Here is a 13,198-nt window from a genome sequence, read left to right as displayed (position 1 = left end):
GCGCGCATTGCCGGCGACAGACAATCAGGGAGAAACACGATGTGTCATTCAACATCCGAAATACAGATTACCGTACAACATCTGTCCAAAACCTTTGTGTTGCATAACCAGTACGGCGTCCGCCTGCCGGTGCTATCCGACATCAATCTGCAGGTCGCAAAAGGCCGCTGCATGGCGCTGCACGGTCATTCAGGCTGTGGGAAATCCACGCTACTGCGCTCGCTTTACGCCAATTATCAAGCCGATGCGGGACATATCTGGATCGCTCACCGACAGCGGCCGGTAGACATCGTCACGGCCGACGCGCGCGTTATTTTCGCCATCCGCCGCGAAACGCTGGGGTGGGTAAGCCAGTTCCTGCGCGTCATTCCGCGCATAAGTACGCTGGATATCGTGATGCAGCCGTTGCTGGAACAAGGCGTAGAAAAAAAAGAGTGCGCGGAAAAGGCCAAAGCGTTGCTGTCGCGATTGGGCATTTCACCGCGCCTATGGTCCCTTGCGCCATCGACATTTTCCGGCGGCGAGCAGCAACGCATCAACATCGCGCGCGGCTTTATCGCCGACTATCCCATCCTGTTGCTGGACGAACCCACCGCATCGCTCGACGACAAGAATCGCCGTTCCGTCGTCGGGCTTATTGAGGAAGCGAAACAGCGGGGCTGCGCCATTATTGGCATCTTCCATGACAAAGCGATCCGCGAACAGGTGGCGGACGATCTTTTTATTATGCCCGCCACCGCGTCAGACAAGAGGAAAGACCATGATTATCAATAATGTAAATATCGTTACGCAACGTGAAACGCTGTTCGGTTCGATCGAAATAGATCATGGGATCATTCGCCATTACTCAGATTCCGTTAGTCGATTGCCGCACGCGCTGGATGGCGAGGGAGGATGGTTACTGCCGGGACTGGTCGAACTGCATACCGATAATCTGGAGAGGTACTTTACCCCGCGTCCCGGCGTACGGTGGCCCGCCGCTTCGGCGATGAAAAATCACGATGCCGGCATCATCGGCAGCGGCATCACCACCGTATTGGATGCGGTGGCGATCGGCGATGTGCGGGCGGGCGGCGATCGCATGGAGAATGTAGAAAAGATGATCGGCGCGATCCGTTACAGTCAAGAGCACGCGCTGAACAGGGCCGAACACTATCTTCATCTGCGCTGCGAGTTACCCCATGAAACGACGCTGCCGCTCTTCAATCAGTTGAAAAATACGCCGCAGTTATTGTTGGTTTCATTAATGGATCACTCGCCAGGGCAGCGACAGTTTGTCTCGCCGGAAAAGTACCGCACCTACTACCAGGGAAAATATCATCTCAGCGACAGCCAGATGGATGAGTTTACCCGGCAACAAATAGCGTTCGCCAAGCGCTGGTCGCAGCCCAACCGCGAAGCCATTGCTTTGCAATGCCGTCAGAAAGCGCTGACATTATCCAGCCACGACGACGCTACGGCCGAACATATCGAAGCCTCATCCCGGCAAGGCGTTGCCATCGCTGAATTTCCCACCACCCTGGAAGCCGCGCAGGCGGCGTATAAAAAAGGCATGCAGGTAATGATGGGCGCCCCCAATGTGATCCGCGGAAAATCGCACTCCGGGAACGTATCCGCGCATCAATTGGCCCATGCGGGGGTACTTACCATTCTCTCATCCGACTATTACCCAGGCAGCCTGCTGGATGCGGTCTTCGCGCTGGCATGTGATGAATCCCTGCCCTATACCTTGCCGCAGGCGGCCGCCATGGCTTCATTAACGCCGGCCGAAGCGCTGGGGCTTTACGATCGCGGTTCAATTGCCGAAGGGAAACGCGCGGATCTGGTTCTCGTGAAAAAATTCAATGGCGAACCGCATATTCAGAGCGTCTGGCGTCAGGGACGGAGGGTATTTTAATGGCCAGACTGATTTATCTGATCGGCGCTTCCGGTTGCGGCAAAGACAGCCTGCTGGACGCCCTGCGCACATCGGATACGGGAAACGCGTTAATCGCCCATCGCTATATCACCCGCCCGGCCTCGTCGGGCGATGAAAATCATATCGCCTTAAGCGAACGGGAGTTCTGGTTTCGTCGCCGTCACGGGTTATTTTGCCTCGCCTGGCAAGCCCATCAACTGCATTATGGCGTCGGTATTGAAGTCGACGTCTGGCTGGCAAAAAACATTGATGTGGTCGTTAACGGATCGCGCGCCTATTTGCCGGAAGCAAGCAAACGCTATGGCGCGCGCCTGTTTCCGATCTGCCTGACCGTTCCGCAAAACATATTGAAACAGCGACTAAGAAAGCGCGGACGAGAGAATGACCAGCAGATTGAGGAGCGCCTGCGGCGCACGGAAAACTACCAGTCGGCGGTGCCGGCAGACTGCCCGCGCCTGCCCAATACCGACGCATTGGAGCAGACCGCCGCCGCCTTCTGGCGATTGATAAATAATCGGGCCGCGAACGCCAGCCCGGCAGGAGGAGCATCCTATGAGTAACTCGCCGACGTTCTCATTAACATTTACCGGTACCGGGGGCGTTCACGCCGCGCCCCTCTTTGGCTGTCAATGCCCCGCCTGCCGGCGGGCGCGCACAGCGAAAAAATATCGCCGCGGCCCCTGCAGCGCCTTGATCGCATGCGAAGGCGAACTCACCTTGCTCGATGCCGGGCTGAGCGATCTATCGCAACGCTTTCAGCCTGACGAGCTACGGCGAATTCTGCTCACGCACTACCACATGGACCATGTCCACGGACTCTTCCCCTTACGCTGGGGAAAAGGGGAAGCCATCCAGGTATTTTCGCCGCCCGACCCGATGGGCTGCGACGATTTGTACAAACATCCGGGCATACTGGATTTCCGCTTTCTGGAACAGCCGTTCAAAGCGTACCGGATGGGGCGGATGGAGGTGACGCCCGTTGAGCTTAACCATTCCCGACTCACTTACGGTTATCTTATCGCCTGGCGGGACATCAGGGTGGCCTACCTTACCGACACCAAGGGGCTGCCGGAAAATACCTGTCATTATTTATGCGGTCAAAAGATCAACTGCCTGATTATCGATTGCACCTATCCGCCCGGCGCAGGGAAAAATCATAACCATATAAACGAGGTAATCGAATTATACCGCTCCCTGCATCCGCAAAGAATGTTGCTAACCCATATCGATCACACGCTTGATGAATGGTTAATGCTGAATAAGCTGCCGGAAAGCATAGAGGTCGCGCAAGATAATCAGGTGATTTATTTTATCTAACCCTCCTAAAACAGGACCATTAAAGGAGAGTGGGATTATTCATCCGATATATTTCACCCCCTCAGCTTGCCACTCAATAAGTGATTTTTTTATGTAATCATTCAGTAAAGAGATGCTTCTATTATTTGCGCTTTTTTCAGGCCAAACAAAATAATAAGCATACCCTGTTCTGACGACGACATTGAAGGGAAAAACCAGAGTGCCATTTTCGATTTCCCTTCTCACCATATTGATATCGACGGTAGCGATCCCAAACCCCTGAACAGCAGCGCTAATGGCAGATTCTATTGTATAGAATTCATATCTATTAACAATTTTTACTCTTTCTTCTCTATGAGCCTTTTCACACCAATTAAACCAGTTATTTTCTTGGAAGATAGAATATAACAGATCGACGCCGGTATTTTTTATATCCTTTTTCGATAAAAAATCAGGTGAGCAAACCGGGATAAGCCACTCGTCAAGCAACCGGGTGGCTCCCGAGACCCCAGGAAAATCCCCTTTGCCGAACTGAATGGCGCCGTCATAACTATCTATATTAAAATCAACAACATTAGAATTAATACTGTTATTATCTATTTTTACACGGGGATGTTTTTTTTCGCTGTGAAATTTATTTAGTATCGCAATAAGCCAGCGCAACGAAAAGGTTATCGGCGCTTTGATATGCAACTTATCGCTTTCGCTGGAAAAATTTTTGCATGCAACGCATAGCGATGTAAAAATCGGTTGAATTTCTTTGGCAAAACATTCCCCCTCATGGGTTAATATAACTTTAGGCCCCATACGTTTAAATAATCTGCGGCCAAAAAAGCTTTCAAGCGTATGAATATGCTTACTAATAGCGCTTTGCGTAATCGACAACTCATTCGCCGCCTGCGTAAATGATAAGTGCCGGGAGGCGGCTTCAAAAGCTTTTAATGCATATAGCGGTGGCATTCTCAATCGTTCCATAAAAAAACATCGTCCTAATAAATTCATTATCCCATGCCAAACTAATATCTACAATTAATGAAAAACTCAAATAAGAACACTCTTAAAAAAATAAAATCGGCATACCGAAAATATAATTATTAACAAACTAACCTTTTAGTAAATGAATTCCACAGGCATCAACATATCTTAAAAAATAAATAAAGAAAATACCTATCGATTAAGAAACTATCGAACGTTTCTCAGGCTGAGCTAATATAACGGCTTCCAGCATAGAAAACCCTTTTTCTCTGTCGCGCCCCAATAATCTGCTCGGTTTTTCCCGCATGGCCGTCCGCCCGGCGATATGGTCGTCAGGATGGCGATGTGTATGGCCTGCTTGCGTAAAGACGGCGCCGACCGGGGACGCTGAACGCTATCCCGAAGATGACCGGCGGGTTACGGCGCTTCGCCGCTTTTCACATCAACTCCCGCCGGCGATCGTCGGTTTCGCCGTAACGATGCAGCGTCGGCGGCTTCAGCCCCTGATATAATGCGTCAATGCCGGCATTGATGATTCGATTATGCTGTTCAAACAGGGAGTTGCCATGCAGATCGCTTTCGACGATAAACGGGCCGAAGCGCGCCGTTTCAAATAGCCACATCGCCTGAGCGATGCCCAGATCCTCCAGCCAGTGAACATCGATAACGCGCCGGATGCCCCTTCCCAGCAGCGCGCCGGTGCCGTAGCCCACCGTGGTCAGGTAGATCGCCCCCGCAGGAACCAGCGCCTGCCGGTACTGCTCCGCCGGCATGCCGCCCTTGCCGAGCACGATATTGCTGCCGGTCAGCGACAGCCAGCTTGCCATCCAGCGGGCAAAGCGGAAACTGGCGGTCGCGGTAACGGCGCCCACCTGGTAACCGCCGACGCCGTCCGGCGCTGCGGCCGGCGAGCAGTGGAAATTCACCAGGCTGAGCGCGCGTAAATCTACCGGCAACGGCCGCCCTTCGTCCAACACCATGCGATAGACGCCTTCGCGGGCGGTGTAAATATTGCCGCTAAGATACACCACCGTACCGATTTCCAGCCTAGCCAGGTTCCGGGCGGATACCGGCAGCGTCAGCTCAACCACTTTCAATTCGTCAAATTTTCCGGCCATTCCACACTCTCCCGGCGCAGATAAGGGGTGAACCAAACAGGGTCGGTACGATAGCTGACCGAACCGTCGGCATGGATGCGCGCCGTGGCGCGGCGGGAAGCGAGGCAAAAGGTGTGCAGGCTGACCGGCATGCCGCCGGTATGGGTGTAGCCCACTTCGATATGGCAATCCGCCACCATCGAACGCCCTTCCAGCCCCATGGCGCCGATGCCGAGCGCATTGCCCAGCGCCATAATTTCCAGCTCCAGCGCCGCGATGCGCGCGTCGGGATGGCGATCGCCCACCACCCGCAGGCAGGCGGCCTGCTTGCCGAGCTGCATGCAGGTATCCTTCGAACCGCCGATGCCGATGCCGACGATAGCCGGCTGACAGGCCAGTCCGCGCTTGCCGAACGCAATCAGCGTATCCAGCGCGAAGCGTTTAATGCCGTCAAGGCCGTCACCGGGAAACAGCATGCGGTAATCAGTGCCGAACAGCCCGCCCTTGTGCACGGTGGTAATATCCAGCCAATCGGCACCCGGCTCAAACGACCAGTCGATTTCCGGCGCATTGATGCCGACGTTGTTGTTGAACTCGGTACGCCACAGCGGATGCACGCGATTGGGGCGCAGGGGAATATCCCGGGTCGCGCGCGCGGTGGCGCGGCGCAGCGCGCGCTCCACGCCGACGAAACCGGCGTCGACGGCGGCATTATTACCCCACTTAATGTAATAGCGCGGCAGCCCGGTGTCGGCGCACATCGGCCGGCGGTCTTCTCCGGCGGCGCGCCAGTTTTCCATCATCGTATCCAGCACGAAACGCGACAGCGCGCCGCTCGTCCCAGGCCACCGCGTCGCAGGCGGCATAGCAAATGCCGCAGTTGATGCACTCGATCGCCTCGCTGGCGAGGCGGCGGCGGGCGTCCAGCGGATCGATGCGCGCCGGCTCCCGCTGCCTGCCGCGACCGGCGCTGAATTCGCCGCCCGCCTGCCGCCATTTGATAAAAAACTCGCGCATATCCACCACCAGATCCTTGACGGGCGGCAGATTGCGCAACGGCTCAAGCACCAGCTCGCCTTTATCATCGGCCACGCGTCCGACGTGCGTGCGGCAGGCCCAGCGCGGTCTGCCGTTGACCATCAGCGCGCAAGAGCCGCACACGCCGACCCGGCATGAAAAACGGTAAGAGAGCGTGGGATCCTGCCGCTGCTGGATTTCCGTAACCACATCGAGCACCGTTTGATTATCCCGCCGGGGGACCGAATAAACGGCATACTTAATCCCCGGCTCGCCGCGCGCGATTTTTACCCGCAATATTCTTTCTTCGCTAACCATTTTTTGTTAACCATTTATTTTTAATTCAATATTGCCGCCGCGTTAAATCAGGCGATGGTTTTTAATATAAAATGTCAAACGGCCACCGCCGGCGGCGATCATCCTCGCCCAATTATCGGCGCGAACAACATTAATAATAATTCTCCGGCGATAAATAAAATTCGCCAAACTTACAAGAATGGAGAGATAAAAGACATTGGCAATACCACTATAATTATCATGGCTACTGAGCCAAACAATCAATTATGGATAAGCAAAACCAAAATTCGCAAAAGATAAAAAGCAGATCGCCCGCGCCGCGCCATCTGCCGGCGAATCGCATCATCAGCGACGCCCGGCGGCAATCCGCTGCGCGCAATGAAATAACAATTATACATAGCTTATTACAAAATGCGCTTTATCAAAAAAAACGATGCGCTTATGCTGCGGCTTACATTCCGCCGATGCGGAATATATTAAATTAATGTAATCAATAATATTTAATTAATCAAATCACTAAATCTAAATGGGGAAACTTAGGTTATTTATCGAAATATTTATCCGTTTTATTTTCATTAAACGATAGCAATTCGATGCGGGATATTTTACGCGGCGTTACTCCGTCTGGTTTTAAATCGAACGTTACCGATTGGCCATATTGAATTTCACACATTTTAATGGACTCTATGTATGCAAAAAACAAGTAAGAATGCGCTAAACCCGACCCGTTTTCTTTCCCGCAGGCTGATTGCGCTAACCTCGGCGGCAGGCCTGCTGGCATCGGCGCTGGCGCTGCCGATGCAGGCCTATGCGCAAGAGAAACTGCGTATCGCGCAGCAGTTCGGTATCGTCTATCTGCTGCTTAACGTGGCGCAGGATAAGCAGCTGATTGAAAAACACGCAAAAGCCGAGGGATTGGATCTCAAAGTGGAGTATATCCAGCTCGCCGGCGGCGCGGCGGCTAACGATGCGCTGCTCTCCGGATCGGTGGATATCGCCGGCGCGGGCATCGGCCCGCTGTTCACGCTCTGGGATCGCACCAAAGACCGGCAGAACGTGCGCGCCGTGCTCGCCACCGGCAGCTTCCCTTACTATTTGATCAGCACCAATCCCAATGTAAAAACCATCGCCGACTTCACCGATAAAGATCGCATCGCCGTGCCGGCGGTCGGGGTGTCCGTCCAGTCCCGCTATCTGCAGCAGGCTTCGGCCAAGCTGTGGGGAGACAAGGAGTACAACCGGCTCGATAAGCTCCAGGTGGCGGTGCCTCACCCCGACGCCACGGCGGCCATTATCAGCGCGGGCACGGAAATCACCGCCCACTTCGGCAATGCGCCCTTCCAGGAACAGGAGCTGGCGGGCAATCCTAACGCCCATATCGTGTTGAACTCTTATGACGTTCAGGGCGGCCCCACTTCGCCGGTGGTGCTCTACACCACGGAGAAGTTCCGCAAGGAGAATCCCCGCACCTACCGCGTGTTCGTCAATGCGCTGGCCGAAGCGGCGGACATTAGCGCCAATGATCCCGAAGCGGCGGCCGATGCGTTTATCCGCATCACTAAGTCCAAAATCGACCGCAAGCTGCTGCTGGAGATTCTCAAAAGCCCCGAGTCGAAATTCAGCATCACCCCGCAAAACACCCTGCAGCTGGGGCAATTCCTGCACCGCGTGGGAGCGATTAAACACAAGCCCGAATCGGTTAAGGACTACTTCTTTGACGATCCGCACGTCGCATCGGGAAGCTGATGCATGACGCCGCGGCAACGCCAGGCCGGCAATCGCTGCCGGCTGCGCCGTCGCCTGAACGCGGCTTTTCGATTACAACGAGAGGGGAAAATCATGTCTTTTCAGCCATTACACTCCGCCGACGTCCAGCCGCCCTTGCCCTTGCTGCAGGTGCAGGGGGTCAGCCTGGAATACGCCACTCGCGAACGCCGGGTGCGCGCCACCGACGACGTGAGTTTTGATATTTTTCCCGCCGAACGCTTTATTCTGCTCGGCCCCTCCGGCTGCGGCAAATCCAGCCTGCTGAAGGCCGTGGGCGGTTTTCTGCCGCCGGTCGGCGGACGTATTCTGCTGGAAGGGAAAGCGATCGCCAAACCCGGCCCGGAACGGATGATGGTGTTTCAGGAGTTCGACCAGCTCCCGCCGTGGAAAACCGTGCTGGAAAATACCCAATTCCCGCTGCGGGTCACCGGCAGGCTCTCCGCCGGCGAAGCGCGGGATCAGGCGATGTACTATCTGGAAAAGGTCGGTTTGGCGGATTTCGCCCACGCCTGGCCGCACACGCTGTCCGGCGGAATGAAGCAGCGGGTGGCCATCGCCCGCGCGCTGGCGATGAAGCCCAAGGTCCTGCTGATGGATGAACCCTTCGCCGCGCTGGATGCGCTGACCCGGCGCAAAATGCAGCAAGAGCTGCTGGAACTGTGGGAAGAGGTCCGCTTTACCCTGCTGTTCGTTACCCACTCCATCGAGGAGGCGCTGGTGGTCGGCAACCGGATTTTGCTGCTTTCGCCGCACCCGGGGCGAGTGCGCGCCGAGCTCAATAGCCATCAATTCGCCCATAACGATGAAGGCGGCGTCGAATTTCAGGCCGCGGCGCGGCGTATTCACGACCTGCTGTTTCCAACGGGCCATCCGGTGGAGACGCAGCCGGCCGCACCCGGCCCGGCTCCCGTGCCGCACCGTTCCCTGGCGGGTCAACATACCGGTTGATCCCTTCGCTTTGTCATACGGAAAAAGGTTTTATCATGAGTCAACTTCCCCCCGTTCGACCGGAGTATCTAAGAGATCTGGCGCCGCTGAGCGACGCCAGAGTCGCCCAACCGCTGCCGCTGCTCAACCGCCTGTGGAACATCGGCGCGATACGCAAAACCGTGCTGCTGGCGGTGCTGGCGCTGCTATGGGAAGCGGCGGCGCGCTGGCAAAACAACGATTTGCTGCTGCCTTCCTTCACCCAGGCGGCGGCCGCCTTTATCGACGATATGCGCAACGGCGAACTGCCCGCCAAAATCGCCATCTCCATCGGCACGCTGATTAAAGGCTATGTTATCGGCACCGCCCTGGCGCTGGCGCTCAGCGCGCTGGCCGTCTCCACCCGGCTGGGGCGCGATCTGCTCTCCACCCTGACCTCAATGCTGAATCCGCTGCCGGCCATCGCCCTGCTGCCGCTGGCGCTGCTCTGGTTCGGGCTGGGAACCAATAGCCTGATCTTCGTGCTTATCCATTCCGTGCTGTGGCCGATGGCGCTCAACACCTATTCCGGCTTCCTGGGGGTGTCCGATACGCTGCGCATGACCGGGCGCAACTACGGGTTGAGCGGGCTGCGCTACGTGTGGCATATCCTGATACCGGCCGCGCTGCCGTCGATCCTTTCCGGGCTGAAGATCGGCTGGGCCTTTGCCTGGCGCACCCTGATCGCCGCCGAGCTGGTGTTCGGCGCGTCAAGCGGTCAAGGGGGCTTGGGCTGGTATATTTTCCAAAACCGCAACGAGCTGTATACCGACCGGGTTTTCGCCGGTCTGGCGTCGGTCATCATTATCGGCCTGCTGGTGGAGACGCTGATTTTCGCCACGATTGAGCGCGTCACCATCAGACGCTGGGGAATGCAGCGCTGAAGCGGGGATGACAGAGCGGTCGGCGGGAACGCCCGGCGTTGACGCTCGCCGGGCGCAGTTCGCGCTATCAGCGGTTTCTCAGCCGGCGCGCATAGCGGTCGCCGGTCAGTTGCACCACGGTAACCATCGCGATCAGCACGGCGATGACGATGGCCATCACCTGGGTGTCAAACCGCTGATAGCCATAGCGGATCGCCAGATCTCCCAGACCGCCCGCCCCCACGGCGCCCGCCATCGCCGACGAACTAATCAGCGCCACCAGCGTGATGGTAAAACCGCCGACGATGCCCGGCAGCGCTTCGGACAAATAGACATGCCACACAATATCCCACTTCTTGCAGCCCATCGCCTGCGCGGCTTCGATCAGTCCCGGATCGACCTCGCGCAGATTGACTTCGACGATACGCGCGAAAAATGGCGTCGCGCCGATCGCCATCGGCACGATGGCCGCCCAAACGCCGATGGTGGTGCCCGTCACCCAGCGGGTAAACGGAATCAGCGCCACCAGCAGCACGATAAACGGCGTGGCGCGAAATCCATTGATAACGCCGCCGACAATGCGGTTGAAGCGGGGAGACGCCAGAAAACCGCCCGGGGCGGTGACGATCAGCATCACCGCCAGCGGAACGCCGGCCAAAAAGGCGATAAGCCCGGATACGCCGACCATGGTCAGCGTATCGATCAACGCCTGCGTATAACGGTCAAACGGAATAGTCAGCGATAGGGACATAGCCGATCACCTCAATCTGATGCGCAACGGCCTGCGGCCCGTGCGTAAGAGAAATTAAATCGGGCAGCCGCACATCGGCGCGCACCGCCAGCAGCAGCCGGCCGTGCGCATGGCCCTGAATGCGGTCCATGCCGCCGTGTATCAGGCGAACCGGGGCCTGCAACGCCTGGGCGATGCGCGAACAGTCCGGCTCCAGCCCGCCCTCGCCGGTGTATGACAGCTGCAAAATCCGTTCGCAGGCCGCGGCGTTCGCCGATGGCCGGGGTTGCAGGCGGTTTTGCAAATCATCCGGCAAACCGTACTGCAGCGGCGCCAGCAGCGCCCGCGTCGCTTCATGCCGCGGCGAACCGAAAACTCGCCAAACCTCCCCCGTCTCCGCGATGCGTCCCTGTTCCAGAACCAGCACCCGATCGGCGATGGCGCGGATAACGCGCATTTCGTGGGTGATCAGGATAATGGTGATGCCCAGACGCCGATTGATATCGCGCAGCAGCTGCAGGATGGATTGCGTCGTTTCCGGATCCAGCGCCGAGGTGGCCTCGTCGCACAGTAAAATCTGCGGCGAGGTGGCCAGCGCCCTGGCGATGCCCACGCGCTGTTTCTGCCCGCCGGAGAGCCGGCTTGGGTAGCTGTCGCGCTTGTCCTGTAGCCCCACCAGCGCCAAAAGCTCGGCGACGCGCCGCTCGACTTTCTCCTTCGGCGCGCCCGACACCTTCAGCGGCAGCGCGATATTCTCCCACACCGTTTTGGCCGACAGTAGATTGAAGTGCTGAAAGATCATGCCGATGCGCCGGCGCAAATCGACCAGCTCGGACTCGCCCAGACCGCCGATATCCACGCCGTCCACCAGCACTCTGCCGCCGGTGGGCCGCTCCAGCCGATTGATGGTGCGCAACAGGGTGGATTTACCCGCCCCGCTGCGCCCGATGATGCCGAAAATAGCGCCTGACGGAATCGTCAGGCTGATCTCCTGCAACGCGTGAACCGAGGCATGCGCCGAGCGGTAAACCCTGGAGATATTCTCGAACGTCACCGAACCGGCGCCGCGGCCGCGTCTCTGCGCCGCGAATAACGCCGCGTCGGCGGGCTGTTCGTCCGCGGCCCGCAGGAAGGCCGGCAGCGCTTTCAGCGCCGATGCCGTCTGCCTCATCGCTGCTGTCCTTCCTTCAGCCAGGGAAACGCATACAGATTGGGATCGTGATTGAAACGTTTGGCTATCGTCTCGCGCACGGCGGGAGAGTTTTGATAGATCGCCACGAATTTTTTCAACAGCGGATCGGCGGCGCGATCGCTGCGCGCCGTGAAGCTCATCGCGTAGTAGCTATCGCTTACCCCGGAGTACAGCAGCCCCTCGCTCGCTTTCTGCGGCGTGCCGGCATTAAAGAAATAGGAGGGCCAAACCACGGAGAGATCCAGATCCTGCAACGAGCGAATCAACTGCGGTCCTTCGATCTCGAAAAATTGCAGCTTTTTCGGATTCTCGCTGATATCGTTCAGCGTCGCGTCGGTAGCGTTGCCGTTGCGCAGCTTAATCAGCCCGGCTTTCTGCAACAGCAGCAGTCCCCGCCCCTGATTCACCGGGTCGCTGGGCACGCCGACTTTCGCCCGCTCCGGCACATCGTTCAGGCTGGTTATCTTGTTCGAATAGATACCGATATTCTGCAGCAGCCCGAAGCCGATATTCCGCAGCTTGTAACCCCGCTCTTTGATGGCGTTTTGCAGGAACGGCTCATGCTGGAAAAAATTCAGATCGATATCGCCGTTATTCAGCGCTTCGTTCGGCAGCGTCCAGTCGGTAAATTCCACCAGCCGCACATCGATGCCCTGCGCCTTCGCCTCATCGACGACCGCCAGCACGGCATCGGATGTCGCGCCGACCGTGGAGCCTATTTTCACCACATCGGCCGCCTGCGCCGTCAACGCGAATGCCAGCAGCGCCGCCGCGCATCCCTTGCCGAATAGTTTTGTATTGATGCTTTTCATATATTTCCTTATTGGCGCAATATCTCTTTGCTCATTATCCTTAATTAATACCGACAGGATTTGCAGGCGAGTATTGCGCGAGAATATTTAATGTTTATCAGCAGTGAAAAATGGTGAAGACGGTAATTGATTGCAACAACGATTCATAACGTGGCTGACCGTTTGGTTATTTTCGCAAGTAGATGAGATCAATTATCTTAGCGTGACATTGCCCGCTTACGCATTACACGGGCACAGTTCATTCCAGTAACTCTGGCGAATCAAGCGA

14 protein-coding genes are annotated in these 13,198 nt (G+C 56.8%); 7 read left to right on the top strand and 7 right to left on the bottom strand.

The features are described from left to right. Positions 1 to 39: 39 nt before the first annotated feature. From phnL to phnP, 4 genes are read left to right on the top strand one after another with little or no spacing between them, the layout of a single operon-like run. The gene (gene phnL, locus VSX58_RS01320) at positions 40 to 774 is read left to right on the top strand and encodes a phosphonate C-P lyase system protein PhnL (protein WP_327616458.1); all 735 of its coding nucleotides are present in this window, start codon (positions 40 to 42) and stop codon (positions 772 to 774) included. Beyond that, complete coding sequence (gene phnM / locus VSX58_RS01315) at positions 761 to 1,897, top strand: alpha-D-ribose 1-methylphosphonate 5-triphosphate diphosphatase (protein WP_327616457.1); 1,137 nt, start codon at positions 761 to 763, stop codon at positions 1,895 to 1,897. Before phnL ends, phnM begins: the two co-directional genes overlap by 14 nt. Then, positions 1,897 to 2,478: a ribose 1,5-bisphosphokinase gene (gene phnN / locus VSX58_RS01310; RefSeq protein WP_327616456.1), complete on the top strand. Its 582-nt coding sequence runs from the start codon at positions 1,897 to 1,899 to the stop codon at positions 2,476 to 2,478. Before phnM ends, phnN begins: the two co-directional genes overlap by 1 nt. After that, a complete protein-coding gene (gene phnP / locus VSX58_RS01305; RefSeq protein WP_327616455.1) occupies positions 2,471 to 3,235 on the top strand; it encodes a phosphonate metabolism protein PhnP in 765 nt (254 codons plus the stop codon). Before phnN ends, phnP begins: the two co-directional genes overlap by 8 nt. 39 nt (positions 3,236 to 3,274) lie before the next feature. On the opposite strand, the gene VSX58_RS01300 is transcribed toward phnP, so the two are convergent. From VSX58_RS01300 to VSX58_RS01285, 4 genes are all read right to left on the bottom strand, one after another. Next, entirely contained in the window at positions 3,275 to 4,189 is a 915-nt protein-coding gene (locus VSX58_RS01300; protein WP_327616454.1) for a LysR family transcriptional regulator, read from the bottom strand. A gap of 437 nt (positions 4,190 to 4,626) precedes the next feature. Beyond that, positions 4,627 to 5,307: a fumarate hydratase C-terminal domain-containing protein gene (locus VSX58_RS01295; RefSeq protein WP_327616453.1), complete on the bottom strand. Its 681-nt coding sequence runs from the start codon at positions 5,305 to 5,307 to the stop codon at positions 4,627 to 4,629. Beyond that, positions 5,283 to 6,089, bottom strand: a complete 807-nt coding sequence (locus tag VSX58_RS01290) for a fumarate hydratase (protein ID WP_327616452.1) — start codon at positions 6,087 to 6,089, stop codon at positions 5,283 to 5,285. The genes VSX58_RS01295 and VSX58_RS01290 overlap by 25 nt, the downstream gene beginning before the upstream one ends. Continuing rightward, positions 6,010 to 6,621: a succinate dehydrogenase/fumarate reductase iron-sulfur subunit gene (locus tag VSX58_RS01285; RefSeq protein WP_327616451.1), complete on the bottom strand. Its 612-nt coding sequence runs from the start codon at positions 6,619 to 6,621 to the stop codon at positions 6,010 to 6,012. Before VSX58_RS01285 ends, VSX58_RS01290 begins: the two co-directional genes overlap by 80 nt. A gap of 669 nt (positions 6,622 to 7,290) precedes the next feature. Between VSX58_RS01285 and VSX58_RS01280 the strand changes: the two genes are divergently transcribed. The 3 genes from VSX58_RS01280 (at position 7,291) to VSX58_RS01270 (ending at position 10,217) form a co-directional block, all read left to right on the top strand. Then, entirely contained in the window at positions 7,291 to 8,346 is a 1,056-nt protein-coding gene (locus tag VSX58_RS01280) for an ABC transporter substrate-binding protein (protein WP_327616450.1), read from the top strand. 93 nt (positions 8,347 to 8,439) lie between these two features. Continuing rightward, positions 8,440 to 9,315 carry an ABC transporter ATP-binding protein gene (locus VSX58_RS01275; protein ID WP_327617036.1) on the top strand — a complete coding sequence of 292 codons (876 nt, stop codon included), beginning with the start codon at positions 8,440 to 8,442 and terminating at the stop codon, positions 9,313 to 9,315. Between the two features lie 35 nt (positions 9,316 to 9,350). Beyond that, complete coding sequence (locus tag VSX58_RS01270; protein WP_327616448.1) at positions 9,351 to 10,217, top strand: ABC transporter permease; 867 nt, start codon at positions 9,351 to 9,353, stop codon at positions 10,215 to 10,217. Positions 10,218 to 10,284: 67 nt separating this feature from the next. On the opposite strand, the gene VSX58_RS01265 is transcribed toward VSX58_RS01270, so the two are convergent. From VSX58_RS01265 to VSX58_RS01255, 3 genes are read right to left on the bottom strand one after another with little or no spacing between them, the layout of a single operon-like run. Further along, positions 10,285 to 10,947 (bottom strand): methionine ABC transporter permease, encoded by a 663-nt coding sequence (locus tag VSX58_RS01265; protein ID WP_327616447.1) that lies wholly within the window; start codon positions 10,945 to 10,947, stop codon positions 10,285 to 10,287. Beyond that, entirely contained in the window at positions 10,919 to 12,097 is a 1,179-nt protein-coding gene (locus VSX58_RS01260; protein WP_327616446.1) for a methionine ABC transporter ATP-binding protein, read from the bottom strand. The genes VSX58_RS01265 and VSX58_RS01260 overlap by 29 nt, the downstream gene beginning before the upstream one ends. Beyond that, entirely contained in the window at positions 12,094 to 12,930 is an 837-nt protein-coding gene (locus VSX58_RS01255; protein ID WP_327616445.1) for a MetQ/NlpA family ABC transporter substrate-binding protein, read from the bottom strand. The genes VSX58_RS01260 and VSX58_RS01255 overlap by 4 nt, the downstream gene beginning before the upstream one ends. Positions 12,931 to 13,198: the final 268 nt, after the last annotated feature.

Origin of the sequence: Brenneria populi, assembly GCF_036016195.1 — a bacterium.
Lineage (GTDB): Bacteria > Pseudomonadota > Gammaproteobacteria > Enterobacterales > Enterobacteriaceae > Brenneria > Brenneria populi.
Note: the sequence above shows the minus strand (reverse complement) of the source record. Positions and strands in the feature narration are given on the sequence as shown.

What these genes read in the sequence shown, in the direction of transcription:
- VSX58_RS01265 (WP_327616447.1), bottom strand. Translation starts at nt 10,947, where the DNA reads ATGTCCCTATCGCTGACTATTCCGTTTGACCGTTATACGCAGGCGTTG.
- phnP (WP_327616455.1), top strand. Translation starts at nt 2,471, where the DNA reads ATGAGTAACTCGCCGACGTTCTCATTAACATTTACCGGTACCGGGGGC.
- VSX58_RS01295 (WP_327616453.1), bottom strand. Translation starts at nt 5,307, where the DNA reads ATGGCCGGAAAATTTGACGAATTGAAAGTGGTTGAGCTGACGCTGCCG.
- phnN (WP_327616456.1), top strand. Translation starts at nt 1,897, where the DNA reads ATGGCCAGACTGATTTATCTGATCGGCGCTTCCGGTTGCGGCAAAGAC.
- VSX58_RS01285 (WP_327616451.1), bottom strand. Translation starts at nt 6,621, where the DNA reads ATGGTTAGCGAAGAAAGAATATTGCGGGTAAAAATCGCGCGCGGCGAG.
- VSX58_RS01280 (WP_327616450.1), top strand. Translation starts at nt 7,291, where the DNA reads ATGCAAAAAACAAGTAAGAATGCGCTAAACCCGACCCGTTTTCTTTCC.
- VSX58_RS01260 (WP_327616446.1), bottom strand. Translation starts at nt 12,097, where the DNA reads ATGAGGCAGACGGCATCGGCGCTGAAAGCGCTGCCGGCCTTCCTGCGG.
- VSX58_RS01270 (WP_327616448.1), top strand. Translation starts at nt 9,351, where the DNA reads ATGAGTCAACTTCCCCCCGTTCGACCGGAGTATCTAAGAGATCTGGCG.
- VSX58_RS01290 (WP_327616452.1), bottom strand. Translation starts at nt 6,089, where the DNA reads ATGATGGAAAACTGGCGCGCCGCCGGAGAAGACCGCCGGCCGATGTGC.
- phnL (WP_327616458.1), top strand. Translation starts at nt 40, where the DNA reads ATGTGTCATTCAACATCCGAAATACAGATTACCGTACAACATCTGTCC.
- phnM (WP_327616457.1), top strand. Translation starts at nt 761, where the DNA reads ATGATTATCAATAATGTAAATATCGTTACGCAACGTGAAACGCTGTTC.
- VSX58_RS01255 (WP_327616445.1), bottom strand. Translation starts at nt 12,930, where the DNA reads ATGAAAAGCATCAATACAAAACTATTCGGCAAGGGATGCGCGGCGGCG.
- VSX58_RS01275 (WP_327617036.1), top strand. Translation starts at nt 8,440, where the DNA reads ATGTCTTTTCAGCCATTACACTCCGCCGACGTCCAGCCGCCCTTGCCC.
- VSX58_RS01300 (WP_327616454.1), bottom strand. Translation starts at nt 4,189, where the DNA reads ATGGAACGATTGAGAATGCCACCGCTATATGCATTAAAAGCTTTTGAA.